The sequence below is a fragment of the Symbiobacterium terraclitae genome (genome assembly GCF_017874315.1).
GTDB classification, from domain to species: Bacteria; Bacillota; Sulfobacillia; order Symbiobacteriales; family Symbiobacteriaceae; genus Symbiobacterium; species Symbiobacterium terraclitae.
This window is the reverse complement of record NZ_JAGGLG010000010.1, coordinates 75,970-95,418: the sequence shown is the minus strand read 5'-3', so window position 1 is coordinate 95,418 and position 19,449 is coordinate 75,970. Positions and strand designations below refer to the sequence as shown.

At 68.5% G+C, this 19,449-nt stretch carries 20 protein-coding genes and 2 tRNA genes; 17 read left to right on the top strand and 5 right to left on the bottom strand.

The annotated features are described in order from the left end of the window. Positions 1-67: 67 nt before the first annotated feature. Entirely contained in the window at positions 68-1,018 is a 951-nt protein-coding gene (locus J2Z79_RS07825) for an HD-GYP domain-containing protein (RefSeq protein ID WP_209466313.1), read from the top strand. A 26-nt stretch (positions 1,019-1,044) separates the two neighbouring features. Beyond that, positions 1,045-1,986 (top strand): HD-GYP domain-containing protein, encoded by a 942-nt coding sequence (locus tag J2Z79_RS07820; RefSeq protein WP_209466312.1) that lies wholly within the window; start codon positions 1,045-1,047, stop codon positions 1,984-1,986. A 66-nt stretch (positions 1,987-2,052) separates the two neighbouring features. Here the strand turns inward: J2Z79_RS07820 and J2Z79_RS07815 are convergent, their stop codons facing one another. Then, on the bottom strand, positions 2,053-2,388 hold the full coding sequence (locus J2Z79_RS07815) for a DUF2325 domain-containing protein (protein ID WP_209466311.1): 336 nt from the start codon (positions 2,386-2,388) through the stop codon (positions 2,053-2,055). 255 nt (positions 2,389-2,643) lie between these two features. Between J2Z79_RS07815 and J2Z79_RS07810 the strand changes: the two genes are divergently transcribed. Continuing rightward, positions 2,644-2,802: a hypothetical protein gene (locus J2Z79_RS07810; RefSeq protein ID WP_209466310.1), complete on the top strand. Its 159-nt coding sequence runs from the start codon at positions 2,644-2,646 to the stop codon at positions 2,800-2,802. A gap of 95 nt (positions 2,803-2,897) precedes the next feature. Here the strand turns inward: J2Z79_RS07810 and J2Z79_RS07805 are convergent, their stop codons facing one another. From J2Z79_RS07805 to J2Z79_RS07795, 3 genes are all read right to left on the bottom strand, one after another. Further along, entirely contained in the window at positions 2,898-3,503 is a 606-nt protein-coding gene (locus J2Z79_RS07805; RefSeq protein ID WP_209466309.1) for a DedA family protein, read from the bottom strand. Positions 3,504-3,585: 82 nt separating this feature from the next. Beyond that, on the bottom strand, positions 3,586-4,239 hold the full coding sequence (locus J2Z79_RS07800; protein WP_342589442.1) for a response regulator: 654 nt from the start codon (positions 4,237-4,239) through the stop codon (positions 3,586-3,588). Continuing rightward, positions 4,166-6,007, bottom strand: a complete 1,842-nt coding sequence (locus J2Z79_RS07795; protein ID WP_209466308.1) for a GAF domain-containing sensor histidine kinase — start codon at positions 6,005-6,007, stop codon at positions 4,166-4,168. The genes J2Z79_RS07800 and J2Z79_RS07795 overlap by 74 nt, the downstream gene beginning before the upstream one ends. A 323-nt stretch (positions 6,008-6,330) precedes the next feature. Between J2Z79_RS07795 and J2Z79_RS07790 the strand changes: the two genes are divergently transcribed. The 4 genes from J2Z79_RS07790 to J2Z79_RS19145 all read left to right on the top strand — a co-directional run bounded on the left by J2Z79_RS07790 (position 6,331) and on the right by J2Z79_RS19145 (position 10,468). Next, complete coding sequence (locus J2Z79_RS07790) at positions 6,331-6,555, top strand: FeoA family protein (RefSeq protein WP_209466307.1); 225 nt, start codon at positions 6,331-6,333, stop codon at positions 6,553-6,555. A gap of 3 nt (positions 6,556-6,558) precedes the next feature. Further along, positions 6,559-8,403: a ferrous iron transport protein B gene (gene feoB, locus J2Z79_RS07785; protein ID WP_209466306.1), complete on the top strand. Its 1,845-nt coding sequence runs from the start codon at positions 6,559-6,561 to the stop codon at positions 8,401-8,403. Positions 8,404-8,665: 262 nt separating this feature from the next. Beyond that, the gene (locus J2Z79_RS07780; RefSeq protein WP_209466305.1) at positions 8,666-8,860 is read left to right on the top strand and encodes a hypothetical protein; all 195 of its coding nucleotides are present in this window, start codon (positions 8,666-8,668) and stop codon (positions 8,858-8,860) included. Positions 8,861-8,998: 138 nt separating this feature from the next. Then, positions 8,999-10,468, top strand: coding sequence for a GGDEF domain-containing protein (locus J2Z79_RS19145; RefSeq protein ID WP_209466304.1), 1,470 nt, complete (start codon positions 8,999-9,001; stop codon positions 10,466-10,468). A gap of 19 nt (positions 10,469-10,487) precedes the next feature. Here J2Z79_RS19145 and J2Z79_RS07770 read toward each other — a convergent pair whose 3' ends face one another. After that, positions 10,488-11,015 carry a hypothetical protein gene (locus J2Z79_RS07770; protein ID WP_209466303.1) on the bottom strand — a complete coding sequence of 176 codons (528 nt, stop codon included), beginning with the start codon at positions 11,013-11,015 and terminating at the stop codon, positions 10,488-10,490. A 108-nt stretch (positions 11,016-11,123) separates the two neighbouring features. On the opposite strand from J2Z79_RS07770, the gene J2Z79_RS07765 reads away from it, so the two are divergent. From J2Z79_RS07765 to J2Z79_RS07720, 10 genes are all read left to right on the top strand, one after another. Further along, positions 11,124-11,756, top strand: a complete 633-nt coding sequence (locus J2Z79_RS07765) for a YigZ family protein (RefSeq protein ID WP_209466302.1) — start codon at positions 11,124-11,126, stop codon at positions 11,754-11,756. Between the two features lie 100 nt (positions 11,757-11,856). Next, on the top strand, positions 11,857-12,900 hold the full coding sequence (locus tag J2Z79_RS07760) for a peptidoglycan DD-metalloendopeptidase family protein (protein ID WP_209466301.1): 1,044 nt from the start codon (positions 11,857-11,859) through the stop codon (positions 12,898-12,900). Between the two features lie 21 nt (positions 12,901-12,921). Then, a complete protein-coding gene (gene mrdA / locus J2Z79_RS07755; RefSeq protein WP_209466300.1) occupies positions 12,922-14,769 on the top strand; it encodes a penicillin-binding protein 2 in 1,848 nt (615 codons plus the stop codon). Between the two features lie 174 nt (positions 14,770-14,943). Then, positions 14,944-15,615 (top strand): hypothetical protein, encoded by a 672-nt coding sequence (locus J2Z79_RS07750; protein ID WP_209466299.1) that lies wholly within the window; start codon positions 14,944-14,946, stop codon positions 15,613-15,615. 43 nt (positions 15,616-15,658) lie between these two features. Further along, the gene (locus tag J2Z79_RS07745; RefSeq protein ID WP_209466298.1) at positions 15,659-16,282 is read left to right on the top strand and encodes a DUF47 domain-containing protein; all 624 of its coding nucleotides are present in this window, start codon (positions 15,659-15,661) and stop codon (positions 16,280-16,282) included. Between the two features lie 117 nt (positions 16,283-16,399). Continuing rightward, positions 16,400-16,476, top strand: a tRNA-Ile gene (locus J2Z79_RS07740). A gap of 3 nt (positions 16,477-16,479) precedes the next feature. Beyond that, positions 16,480-16,554 (top strand) — tRNA-Cys (locus J2Z79_RS07735). 82 nt (positions 16,555-16,636) lie between these two features. Then, positions 16,637-17,368, top strand: coding sequence for a nitroreductase family protein (locus J2Z79_RS07730; RefSeq protein WP_209466297.1), 732 nt, complete (start codon positions 16,637-16,639; stop codon positions 17,366-17,368). A 492-nt stretch (positions 17,369-17,860) separates the two neighbouring features. Beyond that, on the top strand, positions 17,861-18,562 hold the full coding sequence (locus tag J2Z79_RS07725) for a hypothetical protein (RefSeq protein ID WP_209466296.1): 702 nt from the start codon (positions 17,861-17,863) through the stop codon (positions 18,560-18,562). Positions 18,563-18,577: 15 nt separating this feature from the next. Further along, on the top strand, positions 18,578-19,444 hold the full coding sequence (locus tag J2Z79_RS07720) for a formate dehydrogenase subunit gamma (protein WP_209466295.1): 867 nt from the start codon (positions 18,578-18,580) through the stop codon (positions 19,442-19,444). Positions 19,445-19,449: the final 5 nt, after the last annotated feature.

Sequence of the window (19,449 nt, the reverse complement as noted above, 5' to 3'; positions counted from 1 at the left end):
GCCCCTGCTCGGTTATGGGATTACCTCAGTATACATCGTCAATGAACTGGCGCCGGACGTCGAGCCGATGGACGTGGTCTCCGAGGAGACGCGCTACCAGCTCGAGGACGCCATGTCCCGGACGGTGGAGGACATCCGGGCCGCCATGAACGAGGCCACCCGGTCCGGCATGCGCCACTTCTCGCCTACCATCCGCGTCGAGGGACTGCGGCAGACCATCGACCAGATCATCACCGAGCTGCTCGCAAACCCGCGGGTGGCCGTCAACCTGCAGGACATACGGTCTGCAGACCAGTATACCCTGAGCCACTCCGTCAACGTCTGCATCCTCTCCACGCTCCTGGGGGCGGAGCTCGGCTATCCCCTCTCCGACCTGCGCACCCTCGCCCTGGGCACCCTGCTGCACGACATCGGCAAGATTGCCATCCCGCCGGAAATCCTCAACAAGCCCGGCCGCCTCACCCTTGAGGAGGCCGAGGCGATGAAGCAGCACACGATCCTGGGCTGGGAACTGCTCAAGAACCAGCCCGAGATCCCGCCGACCGCGGCGGTGGTGGCGCTGCAGCACCACGAGCGCTGGGCGGGCGGCGGCTATCCCCACGGCCTCTCGGGCAACCAGATCTACCGGTTCGCCCGGGTGTGCGCCATCTGCGACTGCTACGACGCCATGACGTCGGACCGCATCTACCGCAAGGGGTTGAGCCCCGCCATGGCGCTGGAATCGCTCTCAGGGCCCATGCACGGCTTCTTCGATCCTCAGATGCTCCTGGCTTTCCTCAACTGCATCGCCCCGTGGCCGGTGGGCTCGATGGTGGAGCTGACCGGCGGGCGGAAGGCCGTCGTCGTCGCGGCCGAGCGGGGCAGGGCCGACCGGCCCCGGGTACGGGTGCTGCTGGAGGCCGACGGGACACGTATCGCCACGCCGTATGAGATCGACCTCTTCCGCGAGCGGCACGTCGAGGTGGTCCGGGAGCTTCACGAGAGCGCAGAGCAGTACATGAGCGAACTGGCCGGGTAGATTCTGCTCCCGGGAGGCGATTGCTGTTGCCCAGAGTACGACGGGTTCCGCTCTCCGCCGTGCGGCCAGGCGACTGCCTGGCCAGGGACGTGCTGAGCGAGGACGGCAGGGTCCTCCTCTCCAGAGGCGTGCGGATCACCGACGCCTACCTTCGCCTTCTCCAGACGCACGGAGTCGACGCGGTCTACCTCCCTTCCGGCCCGGCTTCCGGGCGGTCGCATCCCGAGATCTCGCAGCGGGTGCGCACCGAGCTGACGGCCGAGCTGCGGAAGGTGACCGACTACATCCGGCACACCGTCCCGCAGGGCGCAACCGGTTTGCAGCTGCCCCGGCTGGAGCTGCAGGTGAAGGGGCTGCGGAACGCGGTGGTGCAGGCGGTGAACGAGGTCGCCGCCCACCCCGGCCTCGCCGTTCCGCTCGCGGAACTCCGCCAGGCCGATGAGTACACGTTGCAGCACTCCGTCGAGGTCTGCGTGCTCGCAACGATGCTGGGCAACGCGATGGGCCTGCGCGGGAACGAACTGGTCAACCTGGCCATGAGCTCGCTGCTGCACGACGTCGGCAAGGCGGGTATCCCGCTGGCGATCCTCAACAAGCCCGGGCAGCTGACCCCCGAGGAGACCGACGTGATGCACCGGCACACCACCCTCGGGTGGGTGATGCTGCGGAACCAGCCCGAGCTGCCCGAGGAGGCCGCCATCGTGGCGCTGCAGCACCACGAAAGGTGGACCGGCGGCGGATACCCGCTTGGGCTACAGGGCGGGCAGATCCACCTGTACGCCCGCATCTGCGCCGTGGTCGATGTGTACGACGCGCTCACCGCAGACCGGGTCTACCGCGACGGGATCGACCCGGGCGAAGCCCTGAACATGATGACGGGGCCGCTGCGGGACACGTTCGACCCCGAGGTCCTCGAGACGTTCATGCGCGCCATGGGCCGGGCGCTGGAGGGCGCCGAGATCGCCTAGCCGGGCCGGATCCGGTGCAGACAGAAGACGGTGGGCCGCCATCCTGAGGGATGGCGGCCCTGCTGCTCAGCAGGCAGTTGTCGAGCGCTCGGCGGGCGCCGTCGACCCCGTACAGTTCTCCCGGTTCGGGCAGTCTGCGCAGTTCTGCAGCGACGTACAGATGGCGCTCCAGGAGCGGCGGGCGAATATGATGGGCAACTGCCGGGCCTTGGCCTGCTCCTTCACCCAGCGGGCCAGATTGTGGTTCACGTAATCGATGAGGACGATCACGAGCTCCGTGCCGGCCGGAATCTCGACCCGGCGCTCCGTGCGCCCGGTGACGTGCTTCACGTCAGTGAAGCCGATGTTGCGCAGATTCTGGCCAATCGAGCCCAGATGGTCGCCGCCGATGACGAGTACCACGGCCGACACCTCCTTATCGTTGAGACGTTTGCATATTGGATCCAGGTGCGGCCCAGGGTTGTGTCTGCTCCGCAGGCTGGTGTAAGATAGGATGGTCATGGGTCTTGGTCACTGCGTGTGCACGCGCGGCCGGGGGGCGCCTGCGCCCCTCCCGACGGTGCGGGACCTGTGGGGAAAGGGGGAGTTCCGGTGGACGTTTGGTCGATCTTGGAGCATGGAGGCGGCAAGACGCTTGCCATTAGCCGTGAGGATGTGGTGAGCAAGCTGGAGGCCCTGGTGGAGAGCCGGGGGTCCTGGTATATCGAGCGGCTCCAGGTCAGCGATTCCGACGGAAACCGTTACACACCCGAGGTGGGCGAGAACGGAAGTGTGGAGCTGGTCCTGCGCTCGGGTCCCTCCCGCCGCCGGCGGTAAGGGCCTCAAATAGGAGGGGGCTGTCTCAGGTCATCCGCGATGACCGGGAGACAGCCCCCTTTTTTTGCGCTTCTGGCACCGGCCGGCGGCACCTCTCAGCCCTTCCTGCGGGTTGCCAGCCGGTAGAGGAGGAAGGCGGCCACGGCCAGCAGCGCCGCTGCGATGACCGCGTCCTGGTAGATGGACACCCACCGGGAGACGGTCGGCCAGGCAGCGCCCAGCGCCGCTCCGACGCCCACCAGGAGGAGGTTCCAGATCGCCGAGCCGATCGCCGTGTAGAGGATGAACACGCCGAGGTTCATGCGCACGAGGCCCGCGGGGATGGAGATCAGGCTGCGCATCACGGGCACCATGCGGCAGAAGAACACCGTCCAGGTGCCGTAGCGCTCAAACCAGTCCTCGGTGCGCTGCACGTCCTGCTCGCTGATGGTCAGCCACCGGCCGAAGCGGCGCACGATCCAGTAAATGCGCTCCCGGCCGAACCAGAGGCCGACGCCGTAGAGGGCGATGGCCCCGAGCACCGAGCCGAGGGTGGCGGCGATCAGGACGCCGAACAGCGTCAGGCTGCCCTGCGTCGTCATGAAGCCGGCGAAGGGCAGCACGATCTCCGACGGGATAGGGGGAAACAGGTTCTCGATCAGGATGATCAGCACGATACCCGGATAGCCGAAGGTCTCCATGATCCCGGTGGTCCAGTGCATGAGCAACCCCTGACTGTTCGAGCCGATTTCCCCCTGATTCTACGGGCTCGCCGCCGCCCAAGTCAACCGTTTACCGCCCGGCCTAGGGCTCCACCAGCCCCTGCCGGATGGCGTAGCGCACCAGCTCGGTGCGGTCGTGGATCCCCAGCTTGTCGAGCATGTTGGACCGGTGCGTCTGCACGGTCTTCTCGCTGATGAACAGCCTGCGGGCGATCTCGGCGTTGGTGAGCCCCTCGGCCACCAGGATGAGGATCTCCCGCTCGCGCGGGGTCAGCGGGCAGGGTTCGGCGGACTGGCCCGCGGCGGGAACGGGCCGCGAGACGTAGCCGGAGACCACGGCGCGGGTCACGGCGGGGTCGAGTACCGCCTGTCCCTCCATCACGGCGCGGATGGCCCCGACCAGGTCGGCGGCAGCCGACCGCTTTACGATATACGCATCGGCCCCGGCCCGGAAGAACTCCAGCACGAACGGCTCCTCCTCGTGCATGGTCAGGCCGATGACGCGCGTCTCCGGAACCGCCTGCTTGATCAGCCGGGTCGCCTCGATGCCGCTCATGTCGGGCAGGGAGATGTCCATGATCACCACGTCGGGCCGGAGCTGCTTGGTCAGCTCGACCACCTCGTCGCCGCGGCCGGCCTCGCCCACCAGTTCCAGGTCGGGCTCAGACTGCAGCACCATGCGTACGCCCTGACGCACCATCATGTGGTCGTCGCAGATCAGCACCCGTATCGCCACTCTGCATCGCTCCTTCCACGGGCAGCTCTGCGTACACCCGGGTCCCGGTCTGGGGACCCGATTCGATCCTCAGCTCGCCGCCGGCCAGCGTCACCCGCTCGCGGATGCCCGCCAGGCCGACGCCTTCCCCCCGCCGGAGCGGGTCGAACCCCATGCCGTCGTCGGTCACCTCCACCGTGAGCCAGCCGCCCTTCTGCCGGAGGCGGATGCTGACGTTGCGGGCCCCGGCGTGCTTCACCGTGTTGGTGCAGGCCTCCTGGATCAGCCGGAAGACGGTGATCTCGATGTGATCGGGCAGCCGGCCGTTCAGGCCGTCGATCTCGATGCCGATCTTCAGCCCTGCGTGCTCGTAGCGCCGCACGAGCCAGCGGATCGCGGCCTCCAGGCCGAGGTCGTCCAGCGCCGTGGGCCGCATCTCGTGGATCACCCGGCGAACCTCGGCCAGGCTGGCCTCGGCCATTTCCTTGACGTTGCTCAGCCGCTTGCGCAGCGCCTCCGCGTCCATCGGGTGGCGCGCCAGGAAGTCGAGGGTGACCACCAGGGCGGTGAGCGCCTGCCCGGTCTCGTCATGCAGCTCGCGGGCGATGCGCCGCCGCTCGTCCTCCTGCGCGGTGATGAGCCTCGCCAGCAGGCGGCTGCGCATCCGCTCCTTCTCCGCCAGCTGGTCGTACAGCCGCGCCCGGTCGATGGCGAGGCCGATCTGCTCGCCCAGGGCGGTGAGGAGCTCCCGGTCGGCGGCGCTCAGGTAGCGGGAGGGGTGGACCATCAGCACCATGATGCCGGCCACCCGGCCGTCCTGGCCCAGCGGGATCGTGATGTGCCGGCCGCTGGGGTGGCCCACCTCGGCGGTGGCCCGCACGCAGGCCAGGTCCCGCACCTGGGTCACCAGCGCCGAGCCGCTCAGGTGACGCAGGCAGAGGCAGCGGTCGATGGGGAAGTGCTGGGCGTGCACGCCGACCCGCGCCCACTCAGGGAAGCCGTAGGCCGCCCCGATGGTCCACTCGCCCTCGGCGCCGCCCCGCCCCTCGGTGCGGAGCAGGATCCAGCCCTCCTTGACCTTCAGCGTCTCGGCCACCAGCCGGAGCGACTCGTCGAGGGCCTCCTGCAGGTTGAGCGGGCGGTTGAGCCGTTCCAGGGTGCGCGAGAAGAGGCGGACGGCGCGCTCGTGCTCCCACGACTGCCACGTGACGGCGGCGGAGAAGAACAGGGAGAAGAGCGCCTGGCCGGCGACGTCCGGGGCGAGGGCCCGGCCGGGCCAGGCGGTGCCCAGCGCCCGCAGCGCGCCGAAGCAGAAGCCCGTGAACAGCAGCCACTGGGACAGGCTGCGGCGGTCCTCGGCCTGGGCGGGGAAGGCGAGCCACGCCGCGCCGCCCAGCGCGATGGCCACCACGCCCGCTGCGGTGACGCCGACCGGGTCGCCCGCGGCGACGCCGAGCACGAAGGCGGCGCCCAGGAGCAGGATGCCGCCGAGCACCAGCGGTCGCATGGCGGCGGGGCTCTGCCCGGACCGCTCCACCTGCCCGCCCAGGAAGCCCAGCGCCGCGGCCGCCAGGGCGATGTCCCGCAGCAGCGAGGCGCCCTGCACGCCGACCTCGGTCAGGAACATGCCCAGGACGTGCAGGGTCAGGACGAGCCAGCCCACGCCCCAGGTGAGCAGCGAGCGCTCCCGGGTCTGGTAGTACCGCCAGAGCAGCGCCCAGCTGACCGCCAGGTGGAAGCCGACGCCGATCGCAATCAGGGGCAGCACCAGCGCTTCCACAACAGGCACAAGCCTCACCCCTGGTATCGGACTTTTCTTTAGCATTGTAGTTGATTGGATGAAAAGGGAGGGAGGCACCAAAGTACTATCCCGTGCCGGGCAGGTGCTCCAGTGGGCGCCCTCGGGCGCGCCTCCGGGAGGCGCGCGCTGCGCCCGGTGGTCGGGTTCGCGGCGCGCGGGGGCTGTTTCGGATGGGCAGTAGACATTTGTAGGGTCAACACTCTACTAGTTTATCCTAAAATGCGCCTCTTCGGCTCTTGAACAGCCAAGCCCAGGGCTGATTAAATAGGGATGAACGATAACGATTCTCACTACCGAAGGATGTGGCACGCATGACGCTCGACCAGACCAGGCCAGGCCAGGTATTCGTCATCCGCACGATCGATGACCCCCAAGCCCGACTGGCGGCCATCCGGTTCGGCATCGCCGAGGGGGCGCGCGCCGCCTGCCAGACCGTGCTGCCCGGGGGCCCCGTCGTGGTGCGCAAGGGCAAGCAGGAGATGGCCCTGGGGCGGAACCTGGCGCACCGCATCACAGTCGAGCTGGTGGAGGGATAGCAGATGACCCAGCCGCACTGCCACGGCTCCTCCGCCACGGCTGCGATCCCCACCCAGGCGAAGCGGGTGGTGCTGGTCGGCAACCCCAACGTGGGGAAGTCCGCGGTCTTTCACGGCCTGACGGGCGTCTACGTGGAGGTCTCAAACTACCCCGGAACCACTGTCGACATCGCATCCGGACGGATGGGCGATGTCGGCATTTTCGACACCCCCGGCGTCTATGGCGTCTCCGCCTTCAACGAGGAGGAGCGGGTAGCCCGGGACATGATCCTGCAGGCTGATGCGATTATCAACGTGGTGGACGCGGCGCACCTGGACCGGGACCTGTTCCTGACGCTGCAGATCATCGACATGGGCTTCCCCGTGGTCGTCGCCTTGAACCTGATGGACGAGGCCAGGGCCAACGGCATGGAGATCGACGTGACCCGCCTCTCGGCCGAACTGGGGGTCGAGGTCATCCCCACCGTCGCCGTCCGCGGCGAGGGGATCGCCGAGCTCAAGGCCGCCGTCGCCCGGGTTCGGCGGGGCATTCCGACCCCCGAGGTGGCGGAGCGGATGCCCGGGGACCTGCCGCCCGCCGATGCCGTGATGTGGCTGGAGGACGACCCGGCGATCTGTGAGCGGCTGGGGCGGCCGGGGCCCGGGCTGCGGGAGGAGATGTACCGGGCCCGGCGCAGGCGGGCCGACGAGATCGCCGAGCGCGTGGTCCGGGAGACCAGCTCGGGAGCCAGCCTCTCCACCCGCCTCGGCCGCCTCACGCTCCACCCGCTGGGGGGCCTCCTGGTGCTCGCCGGCTTCCTGTACCTGATGTACCAGGTGCTCGGCGTCTGGGTGGCCCAGGACGTGGTCGGCATCACCGAAGAGGTCTGGATGGGCGAGTACTACGTGCCCTGGATCACCGCACTGGTCGGACGCTTCGTGCAGCCGGAGTCGTTCCTCGGCGAGATCCTGATCGGGGAGTTCGGCCTGCTGACCATGACGGTCTCCTACCTGCTGGGCCTGCTCCTGCCGCTGGTGCTGGGCTTCTACCTGTTCCTCTCCGTCGCGGAGGATTCGGGCTACCTGCCCCGGATCGCCGTGCTGGTCGACCGGCTGATGACGAAGGTCGGCCTGAACGGGCGGGCGATCATCCCGACCATCCTCGGCTTCGGCTGCGTGACCATGGCCACCGTCACCACCCGGCTGATGGGGACGCAGCGCGAGCGGACGATCGCCACCTTCCTGCTCTCCCTGGCGATCCCCTGCTCTGCGCAGCTGGCCGTGATCACCGTGATGCTCGCCCCGCTGGGGCCGGTCTACATCGCCACCTTCATCGTGCTGCTCCTGCTGGTCTACGGCGTGACCGGAATGCTGCTCAACCGGGTGCTGCCCGGCAGCTCGTCCGACCTGCTCATCGACCTGCCGCCGCTCCGGCTGCCGCGCATCAAGAACGTGCTGCAGAAGACCTACCTGAAGACGAAGGGCTTCATCTCCGAGGCCTGGATGTTCTTCGCGGGCGGCGCCCTCCTGATCTCGATCCTCCAGCAGACCGGCGCGCTGGCGGCCATGGAGGGCTTCCTGGCGCCGATCACCGAGGGGTGGCTCGGCCTGCCCCGGGCCGCCGCACAGGCGTTCATCATGGGCTTCGTGCGCCGGGACTTCGGCGCCGCCGGTCTCTACGACATGGCGCTGACCCCGCACCAGACGATGGTCGCCGTCGTGACCATCACGCTCTTCACCCCGTGCATCGCCTCGATCTTGATCATGTTCAAGGAGCGGGGCCGGCGGCAGGGCGCCGCGATGTGGCTGGGCGACGTGGCGCTGGCGATACTGCTGGGCGGCATCTTCCACCGGGTCCTCATCTGGTAGCGGAGGGAGGCCTGACCCATGGCCGGCGCATGCGATCCGAACGGACTCTGCCCCCGGTGCGGGTACCAGAACGGCCCCGGCGCCTCCCGCTGCCTGCGCTGCCGCGCGGCGCTGGCGGTGCCGAAAGGCTGCTCCGGCGAGTGCACCCGGTGCCTGATCAGCTCGCTGGCGGGTCAGGCCGCCATTGGAAGGCGTTCGCCCGAACGGAAGTCGCCCGTGGAACGTCAATAGTGTAAGCGACTCGCACGGGGAGGCGTTCGGCATGGAGACACTGCAGGTCCTCGTCCTGCTCCAACTGGCAGCGGTGCTCTACCTGATCTACCGCGTGCACCGCCTGGAGCAGTCCCTGGGCGGGCGCGCCCGGGGCTCCCGCAGGAGCGACCCGGGGAGCGGCTCCGGCAAGGTGGTGCCGCTGCTGAAGGACAACATCCCGCCCGGGCCGTTCCGTCCTGACTGAGCCGAGCCGGCCAGCCGAACGGCTGGCCGGTTTAAATTGTGCGTCGCATCGCGGGCGGTGTGAAGGAATAGGGCGGGGCGAACGAGAAACATCTATGAGCCGCGTTGCGCGTCGGGTTTGCCCCAGGGGGGTGGCAGCGTGACTCGAACACAACCGAACGAGCGGGAGGAGATGACCGGTCTGCGGTCGGGCGGGCGGGTCCTTTTTTCCGTTCTCGCGGTGGTGACCGTGGAGGTGCTCTTCCTGTCGGGTCTGCTGCTCTACCGCCACCAGCCGTGGAGCGCCGCCTGGTGGGCGTGCATGATCGGTTCCCTGACGGGCTTTGCCGCCGTGTTCGACACGGTCTGGCGCCCGGAGGGGCCGACGGCGCCCTGGGCCGTGGTTCTGCTGAGCGTCCCGGCCGTGATGCTCTACTGGGCTGATCCGGGGGCCCCGGCGGGTCCGGCGCTGATGGTGCTGCTCTCCGCGGTGATCGCCGGCTACTGTCGCAAGAAGTACCTGTGGACGCACGTCTCGATCCTGCTCGTCGGCGTCGCGGGTGCGCACATCGGCGGCGCCCGCCCGCTGTTCCAGCTGATGCTGGTCGCCGTGCTGGCCGGCGTGATCGCGGTCGTGCGGTGGCTTTATCTCCGCCACCGGGAGCAGCTCGTCCAGAACGACCACCTGCGCCGCCTGATGGAGCTGCTTCCCGTGCTCAAGGCCCGCGGGGTCCAGGACGTGGTGCAGGCGGCGGTCCGGCACATCGTGCGGGCCACCGGCAGCCGCACCGGCATCGTCCTGCTGCTGGACGAGCAGGCGCAGGTGCTGCGGCCCCACTACCTGCACAGCGAGGCCCCGCTCTCCCCTGAGGAGCGGGAGGCCATCATGACCACTACGATCCGGGTCGGCGTGGGCCTGTCCGGCTGGGTGGCCAAGCACGGCCAGTCGATCTTCACCAACGACGCGGTGGACGATCCCCGCTCGGTCCAGGTGCCCGGCACGCCGCGGGAGGACGAGTCGATCCTCGTCGTGCCGCTCATGACCAACGGCCGGCTCTACGGCGTGCTGCGGGTGGACCGGCAGGGGAAGAACCAGTACCAGCTGAGCGACCTGCACCTGCTGGAGCTGATGGCGGCCCACGTCTCCGACGCCATCTCCCGGGCGGAACTGGAGGAGCGGCTGGCCAGGCGGGACGCGCTGACGGGCGTCTACAACCGGCACTACCTCAACGAGTGGTCGCAGCGCGTGAAGAGCGAGTCGCGCGAGGTGTCGGTGCTGCTGATCGACTGCCGGAAGTTCAAGCAGATCAACGACCGCTGGGGCCACCTCACCGGCGACTGGGTCCTGCAGCAGTGCGCGCAGATCATCTCCAACAGCGTCCGGTCGCGCGACCTGGTCGTGCGGTACGGCGGCGACGAGTTCCTGGTGGTGCTGGCCGACACCGGCCGGCAGGAGGCCCAGGCCATCGCCGAGCGCGTGCTGCAGCGGGTGGAGGAGTGGAACCGGGAGCGGTCCGAGGACGAGCCGAGGCTCTACCTGGACATCGGCGTCGAGACGGCCCAGCAGTCCGAGTGGCAGAAGCTGCTGGACCGGGCCGACGAGCGCATGTACGCCTGCAAACACGCCTGAGCCGTGACCGCCCCCGCGGTCACGGCTCCTGCGCGCCGATCTCCAGCGCCGCGCGCACCTGCTCCCGGTGCTCGGGGCGCAGTCCTTCCGCCACGATCTGCCCGATGGCCTCCGCCAGCGGCGCCACGGCCTCCGCGTCGCCCTCGTTCACCGCCCGGGCGATCGCCAGGTGGGCGAGCGCCAGGATGTACCCGGACTCGGCGTCGAACGCCGGGTTCACCGCTACGCCCGTCGGGACCATCTCCCCGTCGGGGTCCCGCTCGAACCGGGGCCACAGCAGCCCCTCGGCGTCCAGCGCCGCCAGCTCCACCAGGAAGCGCTCGAACCAGTCGCCCTCGACGCCTGTGCGGCCCAGCCGGTCCATCAGCTGCTGGATGCGCCGCAGGGCGTATTCCTTCTCCTGCAGGTCGGCCAGTGTGCTGGCGGCGAGGCCGACGCCGAGCCACCAGTAGTCCTCGGGCCCCAGTGTACGCGCGTATGCGGCCGCCGCCTGCCTGAGCAGGTCGCCGCCGGCCAGCAGGTCCCCCCGATCCGATGCTGCGTCCACGTGCCATCCCTCCAGCTTGTCGGGCCCTGTCTTTTTAGTCTGAGGCAGGGGACCGACGGGCACTCCTAGAATTGCATGGGGCGTACCTGTCTTGCAAGGGGTGAAGTGGTGGCGTACCGAACCGTAGCCGGCCGCGCTCAGGCCGAGATCGTCATTCGCAAGTCGCGCTTCATCGCCAACGTGGCCCCGGTCACCTCCGAGGAGGCGGCGTGGGCCTTCATCAACGAGATCCGCGGCGCGCACCCGGAGGCGACGCACAACTGCTTCGCCTTCACCGCCGGCGGGATCCAGCGGATGTCGGACGACGGCGAGCCCAGCGGCACGGCCGGCCGTCCGATCTTCGACGTGCTGGAGAAGCAAGGGCTCTCCGACACGGCCATCGTGGTCACCCGCTACTTCGGCGGCATCCTCCTGGGCGCGGGCGGGCTCGTGCGGGCGTACAGCCAGGCCGCCGTGGCCGGCGTGGAGGCCGCGGGCGTGGCGGAGGCCATCGCGGCCTGCGACCTGCGGATCCGGGTCGACTACGGCCTGCTGGGCAAGGTGCAGCACCTCCTGCAGCAGCGCGGCGCGCTGACGTTGGACAGCCAGTTCGCCGAGGAGGTCGTGCTGGCGTTTCGCGTGCGCGCCGCCGACCGGGCTGTGGTGGCCGCCGAACTGGCCGAGGCGTCTGCGGGCCGCATCGCCGTGGAAGAGATTGGCGAAGTGCTCGTGGGTCCTGATCTGCGGCCCATCCACGGATGAGTAGCCGAGATCGGTTCAAAAGCCCATACCGCGTCGCCCGATGGACAGGTATAATGTAACACGTGTTTCGCGTGAAATGGCCTGAAGGAGGTCTTCGTAGTTGAACCTCCCCAGCTCAGTCGTGTTACGCCGCCGGGTCTTCGGCGTGGCCCTCGCGGCCGTGGTCGCGAGCGGTGTCGGCGCGGCGGTCCGACCGCCCGCAGTTCCGACGACCGCACCCGCATCCACTGCGGCCGACGACCAGTCCGAACCCGGTACCGGCGCAACCGACACCGTTCGGCGTGAGGAACTGCCGACCGTGGGCGCCGAGGCCGCGCTGGCCGCGGTGACCGCCCCGGCTCCCGCCCTGGCGGCCGAGGCCCCGCCGGAGCCTCAGGAGGAGGCCCCGAAGCCGAAGGTCACCACATACACCGTGGTCGAAGGGGACACCATCGAGGCCATCGCCCAGCGCTACGGCCTGTCGGTGGAGACCCTGCTGTACGTGAACGACATGTATGCCGACGACATCCTGCAGATCGGGCAGGAGCTGCTCATCCCGTCCATGGACGCGCTGGTCTACACCGTCGTCCAGGGCGACACGATGTGGGGCGTGGCCGACGCCTTCAACGCCGACTTCGACGAGATCGTCGCGGCCAACCCCGACGTGGACGCGGACGCGCTGCAGCCTGGCCAGGTCCTCTTCGTGCCGGGCGGCACGCCGCCCTCGCGGCGGACGATGGTCGCGAGCCGCGGCGGCTCGCGCACGTCCTATTCTGCGGGCCGCTTCGCCCTCTGGCCGGCGTACGGCAACACCACCGACGAGTTTGGCTGGCGGGTGCATCCGGTCACCGGCGTCTGGCACCTGCACGACGGCCTGGACATCGACGTGGCCTACGGCACGCCGGTGGCCGCCGTGGAGGCCGGCACGGTCACGACGGCCGGCTGGCTGGGCGGCTACGGGATCGCGGTGAAGATCGACCACGGGGGCGGCATCACGACGATGTACGCTCACCTGGACAGCGTGGCGGTGAGCCCGGGCGACTGGGTGGAGGCGGGTGAGCTCATCGGCTATTCCGGGAACACGGGGAATTCCACAGGGCCGCACCTCCACTTTACGGTTCTCGTCTGGGGAGAGCCGGTGGATCCGTGGGGTTGGCTGCCCTGACCATAACGGGGGGCGGTGAAGGTGCGCAGCGAGCAGAAGCGGGTGCTCGTGCTGCTGGGCGCGATCGTCCTGGCTGTTGGCATCGTCGGCTCGCGTCTCTACCGCCTGACCGTGGTGGAATCGGCGGCGTGGATGAGCCGGGCGGTCAACCAGAGCCAGATGGAGCTGCCCAGCCACGGGCCCCGGGGTGCAATCTATGATCGCAACGGCCGGCCGCTGGCAACCAGCGAGCCGGTCTATGCTGCCATGCTCTATGACCAGGATCCCGAGCACGTGGCGAAGATCCTGCCCGAACTGAGCCTTCTCCTGGCCGGGGGCGACGCCGCGAAGGCCGAGGAGATCAGCCGGTACGTGCTGGAACAGGTGCGGATCCACGAGCGCCAGGGCCGGCAGTTCGAGGATCTGCTCATCAAGACGGGCCTGTCGCAGGAGATCGTCGCCACGTTCATCGAGCGGCAGGCCGAGTTCCCGGGGGTGGCGATCGTCACCCAGTCTGCCCGCAAGTACCCCGGCGGCAAGCTGGCCAGCAACGTCGTGGGGTACGTGCAGCCGATCTCGCAGGAGCAGCTGGAAAGCCCGGAGTTCGAGGGCTACCACCCGGACGCGGTGGTGGGCAAGGACGGCATCGAGCTCTACTACGAGCGGCTGCTGCAGGGCGAGCCGGGCCGGCGGGTCAAGCTGGTCGACCCGGCCGGGCGGCCGGTGGGCACCGTGGAGGAGACGGACCCGAAACCAGGGTATGACCTGACCCTCACCCTTGACCTCGACCTGCAGCAGAAGGCAGAGGAGGCGCTCGCCTCCACCATCGCCTGGATCAAGGCCCAGAACGACCCCGAGGCGCAGCCGATCCGGGGGGCGCTGGTCGCCATCGACGTGAAGACCGGCGCCGTGCTGGCCATGGCGCAGGTGCCCACCTACGACCCGAACCTGTTCATCAAGGCGATGACCGTCGGCCTCACCGAAGAGGAGTACAACGAGAACATCAACGTCCCCGGGGCGCCGCTGATCAACTGGTCGCTCCAGGGCTTCGCCCCGGGCTCCACCTACAAGATGGGCGTCGGCCTGGCGGGCGTCAGCAGCGGCGTGATCGGTCCCTTCGAGACCGTCCACTGCAACGTGGTCTACGACCGCGACCCGACCCGCGGCAACTGGTACCCGGTGGACCAGGGCTACCTGGCCCTCGACATGGCCCTCGCCCAGTCCTGCAACCCGTACTTCTATGAGACCGGCTACCGGCTGGGCATCGACCAGCTGGCGGAGTACCTCACGCAGTTCGGCTTCGGCCGGCCCACCGGCATCGACCTGCCCTACGAGGATCCGGGCGTGCTGCCGACGATGGCCTCCTACGGCGACCGTTGGCAGCCGGGCCACGTTTTCTCCGTGGCCATCGGCCAGGGCGACGTGCAGGTGTCGCCGCTGCAGCTCGCGGTCTACACCGCCACCATCGCCAACCGGGGCGTGCGCTACCAGCCCTACCTGGTGCAGGAGGTGCGCAGCGCCACCGGCGAGGTGGTCCAGCGGCGGGAGCCCGTGGTCGCCGGCTACGTGGAGGCCACCGACGAGGCCTGGCGGCAGACCTTCGAGGGGATGCGCAAGGGTGCGACCCACGCCCTGGGCACCGCCTCCTGGGTGTTCAGCGACTTCCCGATTCCGGTGGCGGCCAAGACCGGCTCGGCCGAGACCGGTAAGGCCTATTCGGATGCCATCACGGTGGCGTTCGCTCCCTATGACGATCCCCAGATCGCCGTGGCCGTGTTCGTGGAAGGCGGTGCCCACGGCTCGTGGGTGGCGCCCGCGGCCCGGGCGGTGTTCGCCCAGTACTTCGGCATCGAGGACAAGGGCCCCGCCCGCATCAACAAGGCGGACTGACCTTCGGATCCCGGCGCCCCCCGCCTTTCCGGCGGGGGGCGCCGGCGCGGCATCGGGCGCGCACCCTAGCCCCGATACCTGCAGCATCCGTTTGACACTGCCCGAAAGTCAAGATAACATCGAAACCGTCACGGCAAGGGAATCGGATACTTCCGGGAGAGGTGAGTAGGACAGATGGCAACCGTCGCCAACGCCGTCCTGGTTCTGCTGTCCCTGCTGCTGGGCGGCCGGCTCATCTACCGCTACGTCAACCGGCCCCGGCCCCACTCGCTCTGGTACGGAGTCGGCCTGATCCTCATCGCCTGCGCGGCCCTGCCCGAGCTCTGGTTCGAGCTGACCGGGCAGATTCCCACCGCGCTCTGGTGGCTCTACTGGTCCACCGCCAGCGGCTGCGTCGCCTACCTTTCCGTGGGCAGCGCCTACCTGATGAACGCCCGGCTCGGCCAGGTGACCCTCGCCGTCGCCGCGGCGCTCACCGTCTGGGTCGTGGCGGCGACGCTGCTCACCGGCGGAACCGGCCCGGCCGTTGTGGCCACCGAGGCGTTCCGCTCGGCGCCGACTGCGGCGATCAAGCTGCCGTTCCTGCTGCAGAACATCGGCGGGTCGCTGGTCATCCTCGTGGGCGCCATCATCTCGTTCGTGCGCACGCGGGCCGCCTTTGCGCTGCTGATCGCCCTGGGCACCTTCGTCTTCGCGAGCGGCGGCGCGGCCTCGGGCCTGATGAAGGTCTCGCAGATCTTCGCCTTCACGCAGACGGCCGGCATCCTGCTGCTCTACGCCGGCGTATCGCTCTCCCTGCAGCCGCGCAAGGCGCCCGCCGGGCCGCCGGCGGAGGCTGCCCGCTGAGCGCTTCCGTGCTATACTGCGGGGAGGAAAGGGTGAGCGCACGTTGGCTTTCAGTATCCTGCCCCGCGACGAGCAGTACTTCGTGCTGTTCCAGGATGCGGCGCAGAACATGACGGAGAGCGCGCGGGCCCTCGAGGACCTGGTCCGGAACTTCACGGACGTGGAGGAGAAGGCGGACCGGATCCGGGCCCTGGAGGCACGCGGCGACGAGATCACGTTCCAGATCATCTCCCGGCTCCGGCGGGCGTTCGTCACGCCGTTCGAGCGGGAGGACATCATCGCCATCGGGCGGGCCATGGATGACGTGGTGGACATGATCGAGGCCTCGGCGGCACGCCTGGCCAGCTACGCCGTGGAGCGGCCCACGGAGGGCGCCTGCGCCTTCGCGGGCATGATCGTCTCCGCCTCGCTGGAGATCGAGAAGATCATGGCCCAGCTCCACCGCCGGAAGGTCGACGAGATCCGCCTGCCCAAGATGGCGGTGAACCGGGTCGAGGCCGAGGCGGACGGGCTGCTCAGGCGCCTCGTCGCTGGGCTGTTCACCGGCGGTGCGGACCCGCTGACGGTGATCAAGTGGAAAGAGATCTACGAGACGCTGGAGACGGTGACCGACGCCCAGGAGCGGCTCGCCAACCTGGTGGAGGGCATCATCCTGAAAAACGCCTGAGCCTGATGCCTTTACATTTCGACCATTGGCTCTTACGTCTGGCTCAATTTCTCGGGTTGCATAACATCCCGGGATGATGTACGATAAGTACCTGCGGGCGGCGAGCCGATGGCGGACGCGAGGGTAGCTCAGTAGGCCAGAGCACTCGGCTGATAACCGAGAGGTCCCGGGTTCGAATCCCGGCTCTCGCACCACCCGGTGGGTTGGCGAAGTGGTAACGCGGCGGTCTGCAAAACCGTTATCCGTGGGTTCAAATCCCACACCCACCTCCAAGCGAAGAAGTGAGGCGCGATGTCCGGTGCCGCGGTCCGCGGCGTCGGGCATCGTGCCTTTGTGTGTGAGGAGGAGACTCCCGTGAACGCGATCCTGCAGTCCCTCCGCGACCGCAAGTCCGTGCGCGCCTACGATGCGCGGCCCGTCGAGCCGGAGGTGAAGCGGGCGATCCTGGAGGCGGCGCTCCAGGCCCCCACGGCCGGCAACATGACGCTCTACACGATCATCGACGTGACGGACCAGAGGCTGAAGGAGACGCTGGCGGTCACCTGCGACGACCAGCCCTTCATCGCCCGGGCGCCGCTGGTGCTGGTCTTCTGCGCGGACTACAGCCGCTGGTTCGCGGCGTTTGCGGCGGACTGCCCGGAGACGCGCCGGCCGTCTCACGGCGACTTCCTCCTGGCGTGCTGCGATGCGCTGATTGCCGCTCAGAACGCCGTGGTGGCCGCCGAGGCGCTGGGGCTGGGATCGGTCTACATCGGCGACATCATGGAGCGGTACGAGACGCATCGGGAGCTGCTGGGGCTGCCCAGGTACGTGGTGCCGGTTACGATGCTCTGCTTCGGGTACCCCACCGAGCAGCAGCGCCGGCGGCAGAAGCCGCCACGCTTCCGGGTGGAGGACATCGTCTGCGAGAACCGGTACCAGCCCCGGGACATCCGGCGGATGGTGGCGGCGCGGCAGGGCATCGAGGACGAGGAGGAACTCCGGCGGTGGTTCGACGTCTTCCGCCGGCGCAAGTGGGATTCCGACTTCAGCAGCGAGATGTCCCGCTCCGTGCGGGAGATGCTCGCGGACTGGACAGGCGAATAGTTGACACCGGGCCCGGACGATCCGTCCGGGCCCTTTCCCATGCCGGACGGGCGGGCGTTGCCCTGACGCCCGCCGGTCATTTGTACCAGCCACGCGGTCCCGCTGGGAGGGGGGAGTGGTCGTTTCGGTGCACCGAACGTTTAGCACCTTCGCCTCATTTAGGGCGCATGGCGTAGCGACAAGAGTGGGGGATTACGACTGCTGGATGTTGCTGGACGTGGAGTTGGGGCTCTATACCCCGCCAGGGTATCACCGGTGGAACGGGTTGGGGAAGCGTTTGGTTACATCCGGGCGAGAGATTTGAAGCTAGATAACAAAAACCTGACGAGAATGGCTGTGATGGTCGTTCCTGGATCATTCAACTGGCTGGAGATTAGAATAACCTAAGAAAAGGGTAAGAGATTATTAAGGTTTGGGTTAGGATGCGGTTAGAATCTCGGTCTCGACCCGCCGCGGGAAGCCGGGACCGGAGGATGTTGGGGGAGATGTGCCATGCTCAGACACCTGGCCTCCCTGGCTCTGGCCTCGGCGCTGGTGCTGTTCGCAGCCGGAACTGCCAGCGCGTCCGGCCTTCTGCTGGACCCCTCTGAGCCGGAGGGGAACGCCGCCTGCCTGGAGTGCCACAGCCAGCCGCAGACGATGGTTCGCGACGGGAAGACGATCTCGGTGCACGTGGATCCGGAGGCGTACAACAACTCCGTTCACGGGATCATCTCCTGCTCCCGGTGCCACGCCGAGGCGGGCCCGGAGCACGCCGCTGATCCCACCAAGCCCCTGGGACTCCCCACGGGCCGTGCCCTCCGGGTGCTGAAATCGGAAGGCTGTGTGAAATGCCATGCAGGACTCTATCCGGCTTCTTACAACGAGAGTTTCCATGGCATCGCCGTGAAGAACGGCGACGAGCGGGCGGCCACGTGCGTCGACTGCCACGGCGTCCACGACATCCAGCCCTCCCGGGTGGAGACCTCGTCGGTCGCACCGGCCAACCTGCCGAACACCTGCGGCACGGCCGAGTGCCACCCCGGCGCCCCGGAGAACTTCGCCAAGGGCAAGGAGCACTTCGTGGTGGCCGAGCGGGAGAGCGGCGGGCTCCACATCGTCTACAAGTTCTTCATGGGGCTGATCCTGTTCGACACGATGAAGGACGGGCCGATCGTGATGTTCGAGCTGCTGCGGCGGCTCACCCACAAGTAGTCGGAGGTGGTACACATGGCTGAGGCACGTGCCGTGATCCCGCCGGAGCAGGAGGCGCCGGCCAACCAGACCGCCCCGACCACCTACCAGCGCTGGAACGTGCAGCACCGGCTGCAGCACGGGCTGCTGGCCCTGTCGACCATGGGCCTCATCTTCACCGGTCTGGCGATCAAGTTCCACTACACCGGTTGGGCGCAGCTGACCTTCAAGCTGTTCGGCGGCTTCCACCACAACCTCATCGTCCACAAGGTCTGCGCCACCGGCCTCGCCACCTCGGCGGTGTGGCACGTGATCTACCTGCTTGTCGGCTGGCGCAAGATGGGCCTCTCGCTGGAGATCGTGCCGACCTTGAAGGACGTGCGCGACGCGTACCACCACGCCCTGTACCTGCTGAACCTGAGGTCGTCTCCGCCCCAGTACGGGCGCTACACCTACCTCGAGAAGTTCGAGTACCTGGCCATCGTGTGGGGACTGTTCGTGATGGGCGGCACCGGGGTGGCCCTCTGGTTCCCGGCGCTTGCCGCCCAGTACGTGCCCAGGGCGTTCCTCGACGCCTTCCGCATCATCCACGGCAACGAAGCCCTGGTTGCGGCGATCGCCCTGCTGTACGGCCACTTCTTCAGCGTCCACTTCCACCCGGCGGTCTTCCCGTCCAGCCCCGTCTGGTACAGCGGCAAGATCTCGCTGGCCCACATGATGGAGGAGCACCCCCTGGAGTACCAGCGGCTCGTGGAGCGTGGGGTGCTGCCTGCGGTGCCCGAGGACGGACACAGCCACGGCCTGAGCGGCTGGCGCCGGGCGCTGGCGGGATTCGAACTCGTGGTCTACTCGGCCCTGTTCTACTACCTGCTGATCACGTTCATCCCGAAGTTGCTCGCATAAGGTGG

What these genes read in the sequence shown, in the direction of transcription:
- J2Z79_RS07825 (WP_209466313.1), top strand. Translation starts at nt 68, where the DNA reads ATGGACGTGGTCTCCGAGGAGACGCGCTACCAGCTCGAGGACGCCATG.
- J2Z79_RS07805 (WP_209466309.1), bottom strand. Translation starts at nt 3,503, where the DNA reads ATGCACTGGACCACCGGGATCATGGAGACCTTCGGCTATCCGGGTATC.
- J2Z79_RS07790 (WP_209466307.1), top strand. Translation starts at nt 6,331, where the DNA reads ATGACGCTCGACCAGACCAGGCCAGGCCAGGTATTCGTCATCCGCACG.
- feoB (WP_209466306.1), top strand. Translation starts at nt 6,559, where the DNA reads ATGACCCAGCCGCACTGCCACGGCTCCTCCGCCACGGCTGCGATCCCC.
- J2Z79_RS07780 (WP_209466305.1), top strand. Translation starts at nt 8,666, where the DNA reads ATGGAGACACTGCAGGTCCTCGTCCTGCTCCAACTGGCAGCGGTGCTC.
- J2Z79_RS07750 (WP_209466299.1), top strand. Translation starts at nt 14,944, where the DNA reads ATGGCAACCGTCGCCAACGCCGTCCTGGTTCTGCTGTCCCTGCTGCTG.
- J2Z79_RS07725 (WP_209466296.1), top strand. Translation starts at nt 17,861, where the DNA reads ATGCTCAGACACCTGGCCTCCCTGGCTCTGGCCTCGGCGCTGGTGCTG.
- J2Z79_RS07720 (WP_209466295.1), top strand. Translation starts at nt 18,578, where the DNA reads ATGGCTGAGGCACGTGCCGTGATCCCGCCGGAGCAGGAGGCGCCGGCC.